Source organism: Nocardioides palaemonis (assembly GCF_018275325.1).
Taxonomy (GTDB): domain Bacteria; phylum Actinomycetota; class Actinomycetes; order Propionibacteriales; family Nocardioidaceae; genus Nocardioides; species Nocardioides palaemonis.
The window spans coordinates 1,760,429-1,775,664 of the sequence record NZ_JAGVQR010000001.1 but is presented as its reverse complement, the minus strand read 5'-3'; the positions used below and the strand labels follow the sequence as shown (position 1 = coordinate 1,775,664).

Here is a 15,236-nt window from a genome sequence, read left to right as displayed (position 1 = left end):
ACCGCGGAGCAACCTAGGGGATCCGGTGCGGCGAGGCCAGCACCCACAGCCCCCGACCGCGCCTGGTCGCGCCCGAGGTGCGGACCCGGCCCCGGGCAGCCGCACCGCGGGGCTAGCCTTCCCCCACCATGGAAGACGAGCCGAAGACCCTCCTGGTCACCCTCATCGGCAAGGACCGGCCGGGCGTCACCTCGGCCATCTTCGACGCCCTCGCCGGCGCCGGGGTCGAGGTCGTCGACATCGAGCAGGTCGTGCTGCGCCGACGGCTGCTGCTCGGCATCCTGGTCACCGCGCCGCGGGACTGGAAGAAGCTGCGCGACGTGATCGAGCGCACCGGCACCGAGCTCGGCATGAGCGTCGAGGTGGACCGCGGCGCCGGCGACAACCGCAGCAGGCGCGGCGACCGCTCCCACATCACGCTCATCGGCAGCCCGCTCAAGGCCTCCGCCGTCGCGGCCGTCGCCGGGCGGATCGCCGACTCCGGTGCCAACATCGACCGCATCGAGCGGATGGCGCGCTACCCCGTCACCGCGATCGAGCTGCACGTGTCGGGCGCCCCGGCAGACCGCTTGCGCCCGCTGCTGGCCACCGAGGCGGTCCGCCAGGGCATCGACCTCGCGGTGCAGCGCGAGAGCCTGCACCGCCGCGGGGTGCGCCTGATCGTGATGGACGTCGACTCCACCCTGATCCAGGGCGAGGTGATCGAGATGATCGCCGCCCACGCCGGGCAGGAGGCCGAGGTCGCCCGGGTCACCGAGGCCGCGATGCGCGGCGACCTCGACTTCGAGGAGTCGCTGCGCCAGCGGGTCGCCCTGCTCGAGGGCGTGCCGGCGTCGGCGCTCGACGAGGTCTACGAGTCCGTGGTCCTCGCGCCGGGCGCGCGCACCATGGTCCGCACGCTGCGGCGCCTGGGCTACCGCTTCGCGATCGTGTCGGGCGGCTTCAGCCAGATCACCGACCGGCTCGCCGCCGACCTCGGCATCCACTTCTCGCGCGCCAACGACCTCGAGATCGTCGACGGCCGGCTCACGGGCCGGATCGTGGGCGACGTGGTCGACCGGGCGGGGAAGGCCGCCGCGCTGCGGGAGTTCGCTGCCGAGGTCGGCGTGCCGCTCGACGCGGTCATCGCCATCGGCGACGGCGCCAACGACCTCGACATGCTCAACACCGCCGGTCTCGGCATCGCCTACAACGCCAAGCCGGTCGTGCGCGACGCCGCACACACCTCGGTGAACACGCCCTACCTCGACAGCGTCCTCTACCTCCTCGGGATCTCCCGCGAGGAGATCGAGGAGGCAGACGCCGAGGTCGGCATCGTCACGCCGGCCCCGCCGCTGACCGACTGACCCCGACGGCGACGCAGCCGCCGACGTCGTCGTCGCGGACCGAGCTGACGTCGAGGCCGGCGTCCGCCAGCGCGGCGAGGGTCAGCGGGAGCTGGGCGGGACTGGTCTCGACCAGCACCACGCCGCCGGGCGCCAGCCAGGCGGGTGCCCCGGCAGCCAGCCGCCGGTGCACGTCCACGCCGTCGGCGCCACCGTCCAGCGCGACCAGCGGCTCGTGCTCACGGGCCTCGGGCGGCATCGACGCGATCCGCCGGGTGGGGACGTACGGCGCGTTGGCCACCAGCACGTCGACGCGTCCTGCGAGGTCGTCGGGCAGCGCGTCGTAGAGGTCGCCCCGGTGGATGCGTGCCGACGGCGCGTTGACCCGTGCGCAGGCCAGCGCCACGTCGTCGAGGTCAGCCGCGTGGACGGTGCCCGGCAGCCCCTCGAGGGCGGCAGCGACCGGGCCGACGCCGCAGCACATCTCGACGACCACCGGGTCGCCGGCCCGGCGCCCGGCCTCCCGCCGGGCCGTCCGGGCGAGGAGCTCGGTGCGCCGACGCGGGACGAACGTGCCGGGCGCGACGCGCAGGCGGAGGCCGAGGAACGCGACCCACCCGAGGACGAGCTCGAGCGGCTCCCCGCTGACACGGCGGGCGACGAGGGCGTCGAGCTCGGCGTCCGAGCCGGACGCCTCGCGCAGCAGCGTGGCCTCGTCCTCCGCCCACACGCAGCCGGCGGCGCGGAGCCGGGCCGCGACGTCGTCGGGGCCGGTCACGCCTCGCCGACGTGGAAGGACGTCAGCCGCGCGGTCCCGGGCGCGAGGTCGCCCCACGTCCCGTCGACCTCGAAGACGGCCAGGGCCGCGGGCGGGAAGCCGCGCACCAGCATCGACGTCGTGGCCTCGCCGTCACCGTCCCCGTCGTCGAGGAGCTCGGCGAGGTAGGCCATGGTCGGGTTGTGGCCGACCACGACGAGGGAGCCGACCTCGGGCGACGTCTCGCGGAGCAGGTCGAGCGCGGAGTCCGGTCCCGCGGCGTAGAGGGCCGGCGACAGCTCCGGCTCCACGTCCCACGACCCGCCGAGCGCCAGGTGGAGCCACGTCTCGTGGGCGCGTCGTGCGTCGGACACCAGTGCGGCGTCGGGCACGAGGCCCGCACCCGCCAGCCAGCGTCCGGCCTCCTCCGCGTCCGCGCGTCCGCGGGTGCTGAGGTCGCGCTCGTGGTCCGTCGGGGCGGTGGGCTCGGCCTTCGCGTGGCGGACGAGCACCAGGCGGCGGCGTCCGCCGCTCGTTGACTCCTGCATCCGCTCACCCTCCCAGCCGCTAGCCTGCCTGTCATGCCCAAGGGACCACTCATGATCATCGGTGGCGCCGAGGACAAGGTGCGCAAGCCGACGATCCTCAAGCACTTCGTCTCCCTCAGCGGCGGGAGGGACGCGCGGATCGCCGTGATCCCGACCGCGTCGTCGCTGGGACGCGAGGTCGTCGACGTCTACGACGCGCTCTTCTCCAAGTTCGGCGCGGCCCGGGTCGACGCGGTGCGTCCCGAGACGCGCGAGCAGGCCCACGACCCCGCCCTCGTCAAGGCGCTCGACGAGGCGACCGGGGTGTTCATGACCGGGGGCAACCAGCTCAAGCTCTCGTCGGTCATCGGCGGCACGCCGGTGGGCGAGGCGATCCTGCGCGCCCACGAGCGCGGGGCCGTCGTGGCCGGGACGTCGGCCGGTGCCAGCATCCAGTCGTCGCACATGGTCGCCTTCGGCGTCGGCGGGTCGACGCCGAAGCAGCGGATGACCCAGGTGGCCGCGGGCCTCGGCCTGGTCCCGACGACCGTCATCGACCAGCACTTCGACCAGCGCAACCGCTACGGCCGGCTGCTGATGATCGTGGCCCAGAGCCCGCAGCTGCTCGGCATCGGTGTCGACGAGGACACCTGCGGCCTCGTCGAGGACGTCGACGGCGACTCGGTCATGCGGGTGATCGGCAAGGGCGCGGTCACCGTCTTCGACGGCGCCCGGATGGTCTCCAACGCCCACGAGGCGCCTCGCTCGTCGCCGATCCTGGCCAGCGGCGTGGTGTTCCACGTCCTGCCCGAGGGGTCGGTGTTCGACCTCACCACCCGGACCCTCGTCCCGCAGGAGACCGAGGTCGCCGCCGAGGACGCCCTCGAGCTGGCCGAGGCCAGCCGCGACCTGCGCCAGCTCGCCCGCGACATCGCCGCCGCCGACGCGACACCCGCGGCGATCCGTCGTCGCCTCAAGCTGCGACGCGCCCAGCCCCACCCGTCCGACGACACCGCCACCCCCCAGGGAGACCAGGCATGACCGAGCGCCCCACGCCCGACCTCGAGATCGTCGAGACCCGCGTCTACCGCGGCCCCAACGTCTGGTCCTACGACAAGTCGATCCACCTCGTCGTCGACCTGGGCTCGCTCGAGCAGTTCCCCACCAACACGCTGCCCGGCTTCTCCGAGGACCTCGTGGCGATGCTGCCGGGGCTGCGCGAGCACTCGTGCTCGCGCGGTCGGCGCGGCGGCTTCCTCGAGCGGCTCAACGAGGGCACCTGGCTCGGGCACGTCGCCGAGCACGTCGCGCTGGCCCTGCAGCAGCTCGTCGGCCACGACATCCGTCGCGGCAAGACGCGCCAGGTCAAGGGCCAGACGGGCCGCTACAACATCATCTACGGCTACATCGACGAGAACGTCGGCCTGAGCGCCGGCCGGCTCGCGGTGCGGCTGGTCAACCACCTCGTCGAGGGCGACCCCGACTTCGACTGGGAGGCCGAGCGCGACGACTTCATCCGTCGCGCCGAGCGCACGGCGTTCGGCCCCTCGACGCAGGCGATCGTCGACGAGGCGGTGTCGCGCGACATCCCGTGGATCCGGCTCAACCAGTACTCCCTCGTCCAGCTCGGGCAGGGCGTCCACGCCAAGCGGATCCGCGCCACCATGACGTCGGAGACCTCCTCGATCGCGGTCGACATCGCCTCCGACAAGGACCTCACCACCAAGCTGCTCGGCGCCGCCGGCCTCCCGGTCCCCAAGCAGGAGTCGGTGCGCAGCGAGGACGGCGCGGTGGCCGCGGCCCGCCGGATCGGCTACCCGGTCGTGCTCAAGCCGCTCGACGGCAACCACGGCCGCGGGGTGTGCCTCGACCTGCAGGACGAGGACGACGTACGCGCCGCGTTCCCGGTCGCGCACGGGCAGTCGCGCCGCGGCAACGTCATCGTGGAGTCCTTCGTCACCGGCAAGGACTACCGCTGCCTGATCATCGACGGCCGCATGGTCGCGATCGCCGAGCGGGTGCCGGCGTCGGTCACGGGCGACGGCACGTCGACGGTCGAGGAGCTCGTCGACCTCACCAACGCCGACCCGCGCCGCGGCGTCGGGCACGAGAAGGTGCTGACCCGGATCAAGGTCGACGACGCGGCGATCGAGGTGCTCGCCGACCAGGGGCACACCCTCGAGTCCGTGCCGGCCGAGGGCGAGATGGTCAAGCTCGCGCTCACCGGCAACATGTCGACCGGCGGCATCTCGATCGACCGCACCTTCGAGGCCCACCCGGAGAACGTCGAGATCGCCGAGGAGGCCGCCCGGATGGTCGGCCTCGACATCGCCGGCATCGACTTCATCTGCCCCGACATCACCCAGCCGGTGCGCGAGACCGGCGGTGCGATCTGCGAGGTCAACGCGGCCCCCGGCTTCCGGATGCACACCCACCCGACCATCGGCGAGCCGCAGTTCATCGCCAAGCCGGTCGTCGACATGCTCTTCCCGCCGGGTGCGACGTCGCGCATCCCGATCGTGGCCGTCACCGGCACCAACGGCAAGACGACCACCAGCCGGATGATCAGCCACGTCTTCAAGGGCATGGGCCGCAAGGTCGGCATGACCTCGACCGACGGCGTGGTGATCGACGAGCGCCTGGTGATCCGCGCGGACGCCTCCGGTCCCCGGTCGGCCCGCATGGTCCTGCAGAACCCCCGCGTCGACTTCGCCGTCTTCGAGGTCGCCCGCGGCGGCATCCTGCGCGAGGGCCTGGGCTACGAGCGCAACGACGTCGCCGTCGTCCTCAACGTGCAGCCCGACCACCTCGGCATGCGCGGCATCGACACCGTCGAGCAGCTCGCCGACGTCAAGGCGGTCATCGTCGAGGCCGTGCCCCGCGACGGCCACGCGGTCCTCAACGCCGACGACCCGCTGGTGCGCGAGATGCGGCGCCGCTGCTCGGGCCAGGTCGTGTGGTTCTCGATGGAGGAGCCGGGCAGCGAGGTGCGCGAGATGATCGACGCCCACTGCCGCCGCGGTGGCAAGGCGATCGTGCTCAACCCGAGCGACCGCGGCGAGATGATGGTCGTCCAGCACGGCCGCCGCGAGATGCAGCTCGCGTGGACCCACCTGCTCCCGGCCACCTTCAACGGCCGGGCCCGGATGAACGTGCAGAACGCGCTCGCGGCCGCCGCCGCGGCCTTCGCCGCCGGCGCCCCGCTGCACGACATCCGCCAGGGGCTGCGCACGTTCTCGACGAACTACTACCTCTCCCCCGGCCGGCTCAACGAGGTCGAGGTCAACGGCGTCAACGTCATCGTCGACTACTGCCACAACGCGCCCGGCATGAAGATGCTCGGCGACTTCGTCGACCGGGTCGGCGAGTCGCTCGAGTCGTCGCACGACCTCGCCCGGCCCTCGCGGATCGGCATCATCGCGACCGCCGGCGACCGGCGCGACCAGGACATGGTCGACCTCGGCCGGGTGGCCGCCCAGCACTTCGACGTCTGCATCGTGCGCGAGGACGTCGCGCTGCGCGGGCGCGAGCGCGGCGCGACCGCCGAGCTGGTCCTCCAGGGCGTCCACGAGGCGATGGAGGAGGGCGCGCGCTGCAAGCAGGCCGAGCTGGTGCTCGAGGAGATCGAGGCGGTCCGCCACGCGATGAGCCGCGCCAACCGGGGCGACCTGGTGGTGGTGTGCGTCGACAAGCACGCCGAGGTGATGAGCGAGCTGGAGAACTGGTCCGACGTCGCCCAGGCCGGCTCCGGCGCCAACCCCGACGCCCCGTCCGCCGACCCCGACTACACGCCGCCCGCCGAGTCGTGAGGGCGGCCTGAGGTGCGGGTCCTCGACCTCGCGGGGCTGCCCCACCGCCCGATCGAGGCGCACGGGAGCCGCGGGTTCTCCGTCGGAGCGTTCGGGCTCGGCGCCGACACCCACCTGGTCGCCGTCGCGCTCGCCCCCGGCGGCACGATCGGCCGGCACCCCGCGGTCGGGCGCCAGCTGCTGGTGGTGCTGACCGGGGAGGCCGAGGTGGCCGGCCGCGAGGACGTCGTCCACCGGCTCGGCCCGGGCGAGGCCGCCGTCTGGGAGCCGGGCGAGCAGCACGAGACGAGGTCGCCCGGCGGGATGACCGCGGTCATCGTCGAGGGAGACCTCGACATCGGGGCGCCGGGCGAGCAGGTCGACCCCGGCGACACCTGAGCGTCCCGCGGCCCCGGCGGTGAGCCACCCACGTTTCCAGCCACCGGAACGTGGGTCACGCACCGCCGGTCAGCGCGCCCACTCGCGCCACGCCCACGAGCGGTGAGCCACCCACATTCTCGACCCTGGGAATGTGGGTCACGCACCGCCCGTCAGCGCGCCGGAGCGTCCGCGGTTGCCCTCAGCCGCCGGCGGTGTCACGTACGTCGACGACCAGCCGCGGCGGGTCGGCGAGCCGGAAGACCCGGTACGGCCGAGCGGCGCCCTCGATCCCGACCAGCACCTGGGTGTTGCCCTCGAAGGTCCCGAGCACGTAGACGTCGCGCACGGGTCCGTCCCCGGGGACGGCGACGTGACGCCGCGTGTCGTAGTCGTAGGCAGGCTCGTCCGGGTCGTACGTCGTGCCCGAGGCGTAGACGTCGAGGAAGCTGTCGCCCGCGACCGGCACCCGCTCCCCGCTGCCGTCGGCACGTGGGCGTCGGACGTACGCGGTGTACCAGCCGGGCTTCCCGGGCCCGCGGAACTGCATCACGACGCGGTCGAAGCCGTCGTGGCGCCCGCCCCGCACGTCGGTCAGGACCAGCAGGGAGCGGGGACGCGATTCGACGTACTGGCTGTCGGTGCCCGTCGGGAACGCGGGCACGACCCCGTCCAGTACTGCCGAGCGTGGCGAGGAGGTCGGCGTGGACGTCGGGCTGGACGGCGTGGGCGTCGGTCGGACGCTCCGGTCGGACGTTGGCTCACCGGGCGCTCCGCAGCCCGCGAGTGCCAGGGCGAGCACCGCCGACGCCACGACCGCCCCGCTGGTGCTCGTCATCGCTCGTCCCCGTCCCGCCGCTCCGTCGTCACGTGGTGGACGCGCCAGCCCCGCGTCCGGTTGCAGCGAGCGGTGCGTGAGGGGCACTTCCGAGGCTCGGAATCCCCCTCACCCACCTCTCAGGCGGGTGACGACGCCGCCCTCACCTTCTCTGCCAGCGTCTCCGGGCTGTCGGCCGTCCCGCCGTGCTCCGCGATCCAGTCGTAGGCCTGCTGGCGCTCCGCGTGGCACATCAGCCCGACCACGTCGCCGGGCTCGGCCCGGTCCACCAGCGCGGCGAGGCACGCGACCTCGGTGTCGTAGGTGTCGATGTCGGTGACCCCGACCCGTGCGGCGCCGGCACGCAGCAGCGCGTCGATCTCGTCCATGGTGCGCCCGCGGAGGTAGTGGGCCTTGTGGCCGATGGCCAGGATGTCGCTGCCCTTCGCGCCGATCTCGCCGAGCGCGTCGATCAGCTCGTCGGTGCGGTCGCCCACCGCGCCGAGGCCGAGCAGCAGCCGCGCGTCCGGAGGGCGTACGCCCGCCATGATCTCGAGCAGCGCCTCGAGCCCCGCCTCGTTGTGGGCGAGGTCCATCACCACCGACACGCCCTGCCCGTCGGGGGCGGGGAGCGAGAAGAAGTTCATCCGGCCCGGGTTGTGCTCGGCGTCCGGCCGGAAGGACCGCAGGCCCTCGACCACGTGCTCGCGGGCCAGGCCGATCGCCAGCGCGGCGGAGGCGGCCGCGAGGGCGTTCTCGATGTTGAAGCGCGAGAGACCGGCGAGGGTCATCGGGACGTCGACCAGCTCGAGGAGCGGGTCGGGGTCGGCGCCGGGCACGAGGACGGTGATCCACCCGTCGATCACGGTCGTCGCGCGACCGCCGTGTCCGAGCGCCTCGCGCACGGCCGGCGAGTCGGGGTCGCGGCTGAAGATCCACGGCTGCGCGGAGACGACCTGGCGCATCGCGAGCACGCGCGGGTCGTCGCCGTTGAGCACCGCCCAGCCGTCGCGACGGGTGATCCGCGGGACCACCGACTTCACCTCGGCGAGCTGGTCGACGGTGTCGATGCCCTGCAGGCCGAGGTGGTCGGCGGTCACGTTGGTGACCACGGAGACGTCGTTGCGGGTGATGCCGATGCCCTTGAGCAGGATCCCGCCGCGGGCGGTCTCGGTGACGGCGAGCTGCACGTCCGGCAGGCCGAGCGCGCGGGCGGCCCCGGACGGACCCGAGTAGTCGCCGGCCTCGACGAGCACGCCGTCGCGGTAGACGCCGTCGGTGTTGGACCAGCCGACCACGAGCCCGCTGGTGCGGGCGATGTGCGCGACCATCCGGCTGGTGGTCGTCTTGCCGTTGGTGCCGGTCACCGCGACGACCGGGATGCGGGGCGTGATCGTGGTCGGCCGCTCCCCCGGCTCGGCCGCGGCGACCTCAGCGGCAGCCGCGCTGACGGCCGCGTCGAGGTCGGGTGCGGGCAGCGCGTCGAGCGCGTGCGCCACGGCCTCCCCGAGCGCGCGCGCCCGCCCGCGGTTGCGCCACGGGAACGCCACGACGAGGACCTGGGGGTCCGACGTCGGCCGTACCCGGACCGCGAGGCGCCGCGTGCCGGCCTCGCCCGCGATGGCGCGCACGAGCCGCTCGACGGCGCGCAGCGCGAACCGCTGCCGGAAGCCGGACCCCGGCGCACCCGGTCGCGTGGTGCGCAGGCCGATCCGGCGCGCGAACCGCAGCGCCGCCTCGTCGCTCGCGTCGCTGATCACCGACACGTCGAGCGTCAGCTTCACCGCCGCGCGGGGGAAGTAGAGGTTGGGGCCTTCGAGGATCCGCAGCTCGACGAGGGAGGTCACCGCCGAAAACTACCGAACCGTCGGTGTGGCGTTACAGCCCCATCGCGTGGAAGCCGCCGTCCACGTGCACGATCTCGCCGGTCGTGGCCGGGAAGAAGTCGCTGAGCAGCGCACACACGGCCTGGGCGGTCGGGGTGTGGTCGGCCTCGTCCCACCCGAGGGGGGCGCGGTCCTTCCATGCCGACTCGAGGTCCTCGAAGCCCGGGATCGCCTTCGCGGCGAGCGTCTTGAGCGGGCCGGCCGAGACCAGGTTGCAGCGGATGCCGTCGGGGCCGAGGTCGCGGGCGACGTAGCGCGAGGTGTTCTCCAGCGCCGCCTTCGCCACGCCCATCCAGTCGTAGGCCGGCCACGCGGTGGTCGCGTCGAAGGTCAGCCCGACGATCGAGGAGCCGCGCGAGAGCAGCGGGCGGGTCGCCACCGCGAGCGACTTCAGCGAGTACGCCGACACCTGCACGGCCTGCGCGACGTCGTCCCACGGCCCGTCCATGAACCTGCCGCCGAGCAGCGTCTCGGGGTTGCCGTAGGCGATGGAGTGCACGACGCCGTCGAGGCCGTCGACGTGCTCACGCACCTGGTCGGCGAGGCCGTCGAGGTGCGCCTGGTCGGTGACGTCGAGCTCGAGCACCGGCGGCTCCTGCGGCAGCCGCTTGGCGATCCGCTTCGTGATGCCGAGCGCGCGGCCGAAGTTGGAGATCAGCACGGTCGCGCCCTGCTCCTGCGCGATCTTCGCGGTCGCGAAGCCGATCGAGCTGTCCATCGTCACGCCGGCGACCAGGATGCGCTTGCCGTCGAGGATTCCCATGTGCGTGTGTCCTTCTCTGTGGGCGGTGCGGAGTGTCGGTGGGTGTCGCTGGTGCTCAGTGGCCCATGCCGAGGCCGCCGTCGACCGGGATGACCGCCCCGGTGACGTACGCGGCGCCGTCGGAGGCCAGCCAGGTGACGGCGGACGCGACCTCGGCGGGCGAGGCGTACCGGCCGAGCGGGACCTGGGCCTTGATCGCCGACTTCTGGTCGTCGGTGAGCACCTCGGTCATGTCGGTCTCCACGAAGCCCGGGGCGACGACGTTGGTCGTGATCGACCGGCTACCCAGCTCGCGCGCCAGCGAGCGGGCGAGCCCGACGAGGCCGGCCTTCGATGCGGCGTAGTTGACCTGGCCGGCCGAGCCCAGCAGGCCGACGACCGACGAGATCAGGATGATCCGGCCGCGGCGCTGGCGCAGCATGCCCTTGGCGGCCCGCTTGGCCAGCCGGAACGTGCCGGTCAGGTTGGTGTCGAGCACCGAGGACCAGTCGTCCTCGCTCATCCGCAGCAGAAGCGTGTCCTTGGTGATGCCGGCGTTGGCGACCAGCACCTCGACCGGGCCGTGCGCCTCCTCGACCTGGGCGAACGCGGCCTCGACCGCGGCCGGGTCGGTGATGTCGCAGCGCACGTCGAGCGCGCCGTCGGGGGCTCCCCCGTTGCGGGTCGTGACGGCGACCTTGTCGCCCTGGGCGAGGAACGCCTCGGCGATCGCGCGGCCGATGCCGCGGTTGCCTCCGGTCACGAGGACGGAGCGGGGGGTGCTGGCGGCAGGCATCTCGGTCACGGGCCCGACGCTAGTGATTACCGGGGGGTAGACCGAAACAGGGTCCCGGCGCGGACGCGCTCACTCGTCCTCGAGGCGGAAGCCGACCTTCATCCCGACCTGGAAGTGCTCGACCGAGCCGTCCTTGGCCTGCCCGCGGATCTGGGTGACCTCGAACCAGTCGATGTGGCGCAGCGTCTGGCCGGCGCGCTCGATCCCGTTGCGGACCGCCTGGTCGATGCCGTCCGGCGAGGTGCCGACGATCTCGGTGACGCGGTAGGTGCGGTTGGACATGGGTTCCTCCCTCGGCCTCCACGGGTCCGGTCGGCCCGTGGGAAACGGAGCCTAGCGACGTAGACTCGAGGCCATGGCCAAGCCCGACGCCGTACGCATCACCACGGCCCGCAGCAGCGCCGCCGCCGACATGAAGTCGCGGCAGCGCCGCTACGCCGTCTCCATGACCATCCGCACCGTGTGCTTCCTGGCCGCGGTGTTCGTCGGCGACGGCGTGCTGCGCTGGATCCTGGTCGGCGCCGCGGTCTTCCTCCCGTTCCTCGCCGTGGTCATCGGGAACGCCTCGGACACCCGCAACGACGGATTCGCGCTGCCGGACGCCTCGTACGCCCACGAACTGACGGCGAACGAGACGAAAGACTGAGGAAAATTTGATGGCACGATCTCATCCGAAAGTTTGGTTTTCAGCCAGCCGCGTGCCATGATTCTGCACAGCGAACGCAGCATCCCCCGTCTGCGCTCGCGGTTGAAGTGCCGGACAGCTTCCCCCCGTGGCTGTCCGGCACTTCTCATTTCCCACCGACCCGAGAGGCCCCCGTGGAGCTCGACCGCGACACCTGCTCGGCCAAGGGCTGCCAGGCCGACGCCGTGTGGGCGCTGCTGTGGAACAACCCGAAGATCCACACCCCGGAGCGGCGCAAGACCTGGCTCGCGTGCGACGAGCACCGGGCGTCGCTGTCCGACTTCCTCGGCGCGCGCGGGTTCTTGCGCGACGTCGAGCCGCACGTGCCCGCCTGAGGCGCTCAGCGAGGACCGTTCGCGGTCACGCCGCGGCCAGGGCACGGTCGCGCGAGCGCACGCCGGTGACGCCCGCCGCGCCGGCACCCGCCATGAACAGTGGGAAGAAGAGAGGCGCGTCCTCGACCAGCGAGATCGTGACGACCACGGCCACGCCCAGGACGACGAACGCCACGACGCCGGGCCACACCAGCCTCCCGCGGTGGTCCACCCGGGGTCGCAGGACGCCCCGCGCGTCCTGCCGACCCAGCGGGACGCCCAGCACGGCACCGCCGGCGATGACGCCCATCACCAGCCAGGCGTGGAGCCCGGCGCCCTCGACCAGCCACGCCAGGACGACGTGGATCGCGACACCGATCGCGAGGAACAGGGCGAACCTCCACGCGGGGATGGGCCCGAACCACGAGCCGAGGGGCGTGAGGTCCGGGCCGTCGTCGCTCATCCGCCGATGGCGGACATCGGACGGTCGGGCTGCAGGAAGGTCTCGTCGTCGATGCCGTGGCCGGCGCGCTTGCCGCGCATCGCGATGATCCAGCGCTCGGCGATCTCCTCGTCGCCCGCACCCGAGCGCAGCGCAGTGCGCAGGTCGGACTCCTCGCGGGCGAACAGGCAGTTGCGGACCTGTCCGTCGGCGGTGAGCCGCACGCGGTCGCAGTCGCCGCAGAACGGGCGGGTCACCGACGCGATGATGCCGACCGTCGCGGGGCCGCCGTCGACGTCGAACAGCTCGGCCGGCGCGCTCCCGCGGGGAGCGCCGTGCGGGGTGAGGGTGAACTCGGCGGAGAGCGCCTCGAAGATCTCGTCGGCGGTCACCATGGCCGCCCGGCTCCAGTCGTGCTGGGCGTCGAGCGGCATCTGCTCGATGAAGCGCAGCTCGTAGCCCTGGTCGATGCTCCAGCGCAGCAGCTCGGCCGCCTGGTCGTCGTTGGTGCCGCGCAGCAGCACCGCGTTGAGCTTGACCGGTCCGAGCCCGGCGGCCTTCGCCGCCTCGAGGCCCGCGACGACGTCGGCGAGCCGGTCGCGACGCGTGATCGCCGCGAAGGTCTCCGGGCGCACCGAGTCGATGCTCGCGTTGATCCGGTCGAGGCCGGCGTCGGCGAGGGCCTGCGCGGTGCGCGAGAGGCCGAGCGCGTTGGTGGTCAGCGAGGTCTCGACGCCGAGGGCGTGCGTACGACCCACGATGTCGACCAGCCCGCGGCGCAGCAGCGGCTCGCCGCCGGTGAACCGCACCTCGGTGATCCCGAGGCGCTCGACGCCGATGGTGACGAGGCGGACCACCTCGTCGTCGGTCAGCGTCTGCTCGGTCGGCAGCCAGTCGAGTCCCTCGGCCGGCATGCAGTAGTTGCAGCGCAGGTTGCACCGGTCGGTCAGGGAGACACGCAGGTCGGTGGCCACGCGGCCGAAACGGTCTGCCAGAGGTGTCATCACCCCCGGAGTCTAACGAGGCCGCCCAGAAGCGCCGTGGATCCGCCGGATAACCTCGACGCGTGCATCGGCTGCGGTTCCTCGTCTCGCGGCGCTGGATCGTCTTCGCGCTCGTCGTCGTCTTCCTCGCCTGGGTCGCGCTGCGGCTCGGCGAGTGGCAGTTCCACCGCCTCGACGATCGCAAGGAACGCAACTCGATCATCGAGCGCAACGAGCGGGCCGGCGCCTCCCCGGTCGAGGACGTCCTCTCCCCCGACACCGACCCCGGCGAGGAGGACGAGTGGCGCATCGTCGAGGCCACCGGGACCTACGCCGTCGACGACACGGTGATCGTGCGCTACCGGACCCGCGAGGGCGAGGCCGGTGTCGACGTGGTGGTGCCCCTGGAGCTCGCCGACGGCACGAGCCTGCTCGTCGACCGCGGCTGGTACGCCACCGACAACCGCGGCGCCACCTCCGAGGACGTGCCCGCGCCGCCGGAGGGCGAGGTCACCGTCACCGGCTGGGTGCGACGCGACGCCGAGGGAGACAGCACGCTCGTCACCGACCGCTCCACCCGCGCCGTCGACAGCGGCCGGATCGGCGAGGCGCTCGGCCGCGAGGTCCTCGGCGGCTGGGTCGACCTGCGCTCGGAGTCCCCGGAGCCCGCGACCGCGCTCGAGCCCGTCGAGCTGCCCGAGCTCGACAACGGCCCGCACTTCTTCTACGGCCTGCAGTGGTGGTTCTTCGGGGCGATGGCGATCTTCGGCTTCTTCTACCTCGTCTACGACGAGATGCGGGGCGGGCGTCCGGGCGCTCCCGAGCGGACGCCCGACCCGCGGCCGGCGCAGCCGGCCGCACCGAGGAAGCCGGCGAAGAAGCGCCGCACCTGGCGCGAGATGATCGAGCCCGACGACGAGCCGGACGACCCGTCTCCTGCCTCACAGCGCCCGGAGGAGACCTCCGTCGACCGGGAGCATCACGCCCGTCAGGAATGACGCGGCGGGCGACAGCAGGAACGCGGCCGCGCGGCCGAACTCCTCGGGCTCGCCGTAGCGACCCAGCGGGATGGTCCGCTCGGCGGCCGCCCGCGCCGCGTCGGGGTCGCCCGTCGTGGCGTCGAGCTCGGCGACGCGCTCGGTGGCGATCCGGCCTGGCAGCAGGCCGTTGACCCGCACCCCGCGCGGACCGAGCTCGTCGGCCAGCGTCTTGGCCACCATCGCCAGGCCGGGGCGCAACCCGTTGGAGATCGCCATCTCCGGCAGGGGCGAGCGCACGCTCGAGGAGAGGACGAGCCCCAACGAGCCGCCGTCGGGCAGCGCCGCACCGACGTCGCGCGCCAGGCGTACGGCGCCGAGGAACACCGACTCGAACGCCGCGGTCCACTGCTCGTCGGTGATCGTCGCCACCGGTCCCTTCGGCGGGCCGCCGACGCTGACCAGCGCGCCGTCGAGCCGTCCCCACGCCTCGTCGGCAGCGGCGAGCAGACGAGCCGACGTCCCGCGGTCGGCGTTGTCCGCCACGATGCCCACGGCCGCCGTGCGCCCGGCCATCGCGTCGAGGCTCGCGACCGCAGCGTCGAGGGTGTCCTGCGAGCGGCCGGAGAGGACGACACGGGCGCCCTCGGCGACCAGCACGTCGGCCGTGGCCCGGCCGAGCCCGCGAGCCCCGCCGGTGACGAGGAAGACCTTGTCGGTGAGCTGGAGGTCCATGCCGCCGACCCTAGACGCACCACGCCACCGTCAGCCGGCGACCCGAGTCCGCGCTGTCGCGTCGGGCGCGCTGCGTACGCCACG

At 73.2% G+C, this 15,236-nt stretch carries 17 protein-coding genes; 7 read left to right on the top strand and 10 right to left on the bottom strand.

Features of this window, described 5'->3' with window-relative positions; genetic code table 11:
- The first annotated feature begins 128 nt into the window (after positions 1–128).
- Positions 129–1,346, top strand: coding sequence for a phosphoserine phosphatase SerB (serB, locus tag KDN32_RS08730; protein WP_211731615.1), 1,218 nt, complete (start codon positions 129–131; stop codon positions 1,344–1,346).
- Here the strand turns inward: serB and KDN32_RS08725 are convergent.
- The gene (locus tag KDN32_RS08725) at positions 1,318–2,103 is read right to left on the bottom strand and encodes a putative protein N(5)-glutamine methyltransferase (RefSeq protein WP_211731614.1); all 786 of its coding nucleotides are present in this window, start codon (positions 2,101–2,103) and stop codon (positions 1,318–1,320) included. The two genes, serB and KDN32_RS08725, sit on opposite strands and share 29 nt — an antisense overlap.
- Positions 2,100–2,630, bottom strand: coding sequence for a SixA phosphatase family protein (locus KDN32_RS08720; protein WP_211731613.1), 531 nt, complete (start codon positions 2,628–2,630; stop codon positions 2,100–2,102). The genes KDN32_RS08725 and KDN32_RS08720 overlap by 4 nt, the downstream gene beginning before the upstream one ends.
- A 33-nt stretch (positions 2,631–2,663) precedes the next feature.
- Between KDN32_RS08720 and KDN32_RS08715 the strand changes: the two genes are divergently transcribed.
- From KDN32_RS08715 to KDN32_RS22325, 3 genes are read left to right on the top strand one after another with little or no spacing between them, the layout of a single operon-like run.
- The gene (locus tag KDN32_RS08715) at positions 2,664–3,650 is read left to right on the top strand and encodes a cyanophycinase (RefSeq protein ID WP_211731612.1); all 987 of its coding nucleotides are present in this window, start codon (positions 2,664–2,666) and stop codon (positions 3,648–3,650) included.
- On the top strand, positions 3,647–6,418 hold the full coding sequence (gene cphA, locus KDN32_RS08710) for a cyanophycin synthetase (RefSeq protein ID WP_211731611.1): 2,772 nt from the start codon (positions 3,647–3,649) through the stop codon (positions 6,416–6,418). Before KDN32_RS08715 ends, cphA begins: the two co-directional genes overlap by 4 nt.
- A 12-nt stretch (positions 6,419–6,430) precedes the next feature.
- Positions 6,431–6,796, top strand: coding sequence for a cupin domain-containing protein (locus KDN32_RS22325; RefSeq protein ID WP_211731610.1), 366 nt, complete (start codon positions 6,431–6,433; stop codon positions 6,794–6,796).
- A 181-nt stretch (positions 6,797–6,977) separates the two neighbouring features.
- On the opposite strand, the gene KDN32_RS08700 is transcribed toward KDN32_RS22325, so the two are convergent.
- The 5 genes from KDN32_RS08700 to KDN32_RS08680 all read right to left on the bottom strand — a co-directional run bounded on the left by KDN32_RS08700 (position 6,978) and on the right by KDN32_RS08680 (position 11,298).
- Positions 6,978–7,439 (bottom strand): AMIN-like domain-containing (lipo)protein, encoded by a 462-nt coding sequence (locus KDN32_RS08700; protein ID WP_211731609.1) that lies wholly within the window; start codon positions 7,437–7,439, stop codon positions 6,978–6,980.
- A gap of 293 nt (positions 7,440–7,732) precedes the next feature.
- Positions 7,733–9,439: a Mur ligase family protein gene (locus KDN32_RS08695; RefSeq protein ID WP_307853862.1), complete on the bottom strand. Its 1,707-nt coding sequence runs from the start codon at positions 9,437–9,439 to the stop codon at positions 7,733–7,735.
- Positions 9,440–9,470: 31 nt separating this feature from the next.
- Positions 9,471–10,241, bottom strand: a complete 771-nt coding sequence (gene fabI / locus KDN32_RS08690) for an enoyl-ACP reductase FabI (protein ID WP_211731608.1) — start codon at positions 10,239–10,241, stop codon at positions 9,471–9,473.
- A 55-nt stretch (positions 10,242–10,296) separates the two neighbouring features.
- Positions 10,297–11,016, bottom strand: coding sequence for a 3-oxoacyl-[acyl-carrier-protein] reductase (gene fabG, locus KDN32_RS08685; RefSeq protein WP_211732450.1), 720 nt, complete (start codon positions 11,014–11,016; stop codon positions 10,297–10,299).
- Positions 11,017–11,085: 69 nt separating this feature from the next.
- Positions 11,086–11,298, bottom strand: coding sequence for a dodecin (locus KDN32_RS08680; protein WP_135840398.1), 213 nt, complete (start codon positions 11,296–11,298; stop codon positions 11,086–11,088).
- 73 nt (positions 11,299–11,371) lie between these two features.
- Between KDN32_RS08680 and KDN32_RS08675 the strand changes: the two genes are divergently transcribed.
- Together KDN32_RS08675 and KDN32_RS08670 are read left to right on the top strand one after the other, a co-directional pair.
- Entirely contained in the window at positions 11,372–11,662 is a 291-nt protein-coding gene (locus tag KDN32_RS08675; protein ID WP_211731607.1) for a DUF3099 domain-containing protein, read from the top strand.
- A gap of 173 nt (positions 11,663–11,835) precedes the next feature.
- The gene (locus KDN32_RS08670; protein ID WP_211731606.1) at positions 11,836–12,036 is read left to right on the top strand and encodes an acetone carboxylase; all 201 of its coding nucleotides are present in this window, start codon (positions 11,836–11,838) and stop codon (positions 12,034–12,036) included.
- Positions 12,037–12,061: 25 nt separating this feature from the next.
- Here the strand turns inward: KDN32_RS08670 and KDN32_RS08665 are convergent, their stop codons facing one another.
- Both KDN32_RS08665 and moaA read right to left on the bottom strand, forming a co-directional pair.
- Positions 12,062–12,478, bottom strand: coding sequence for a hypothetical protein (locus KDN32_RS08665; RefSeq protein ID WP_211731605.1), 417 nt, complete (start codon positions 12,476–12,478; stop codon positions 12,062–12,064).
- Positions 12,475–13,461: a GTP 3',8-cyclase MoaA gene (moaA, locus tag KDN32_RS08660; RefSeq protein ID WP_211732449.1), complete on the bottom strand. Its 987-nt coding sequence runs from the start codon at positions 13,459–13,461 to the stop codon at positions 12,475–12,477. The genes KDN32_RS08665 and moaA overlap by 4 nt, the downstream gene beginning before the upstream one ends.
- 62 nt (positions 13,462–13,523) lie before the next feature.
- On the opposite strand from moaA, the gene KDN32_RS08655 reads away from it, so the two are divergent.
- Complete coding sequence (locus KDN32_RS08655) at positions 13,524–14,438, top strand: SURF1 family cytochrome oxidase biogenesis protein (protein ID WP_211731604.1); 915 nt, start codon at positions 13,524–13,526, stop codon at positions 14,436–14,438.
- Here KDN32_RS08655 and KDN32_RS08650 read toward each other — a convergent pair.
- A complete protein-coding gene (locus tag KDN32_RS08650; protein WP_211731603.1) occupies positions 14,382–15,152 on the bottom strand; it encodes an SDR family oxidoreductase in 771 nt (256 codons plus the stop codon). The genes KDN32_RS08655 and KDN32_RS08650 overlap by 57 nt on opposite strands.
- Positions 15,153–15,236: the final 84 nt, after the last annotated feature.

Coding starts and splice junctions, on each gene's coding strand:
- serB (WP_211731615.1), top strand. CDS start 129: ATGGAAGACGAGCCGAAGACCCTCCTGGTCACCCTCATCGGCAAGGAC.
- KDN32_RS08720 (WP_211731613.1), bottom strand. CDS start 2,630: ATGCAGGAGTCAACGAGCGGCGGACGCCGCCGCCTGGTGCTCGTCCGC.
- KDN32_RS08715 (WP_211731612.1), top strand. CDS start 2,664: ATGCCCAAGGGACCACTCATGATCATCGGTGGCGCCGAGGACAAGGTG.
- cphA (WP_211731611.1), top strand. CDS start 3,647: ATGACCGAGCGCCCCACGCCCGACCTCGAGATCGTCGAGACCCGCGTC.
- fabI (WP_211731608.1), bottom strand. CDS start 10,241: ATGGGAATCCTCGACGGCAAGCGCATCCTGGTCGCCGGCGTGACGATG.
- fabG (WP_211732450.1), bottom strand. CDS start 11,016: ATGCCTGCCGCCAGCACCCCCCGCTCCGTCCTCGTGACCGGAGGCAAC.
- KDN32_RS08680 (WP_135840398.1), bottom strand. CDS start 11,298: ATGTCCAACCGCACCTACCGCGTCACCGAGATCGTCGGCACCTCGCCG.
- KDN32_RS08675 (WP_211731607.1), top strand. CDS start 11,372: ATGGCCAAGCCCGACGCCGTACGCATCACCACGGCCCGCAGCAGCGCC.
- KDN32_RS08665 (WP_211731605.1), bottom strand. CDS start 12,478: ATGAGCGACGACGGCCCGGACCTCACGCCCCTCGGCTCGTGGTTCGGG.
- moaA (WP_211732449.1), bottom strand. CDS start 13,461: ATGACACCTCTGGCAGACCGTTTCGGCCGCGTGGCCACCGACCTGCGT.
- KDN32_RS08650 (WP_211731603.1), bottom strand. CDS start 15,152: ATGGACCTCCAGCTCACCGACAAGGTCTTCCTCGTCACCGGCGGGGCT.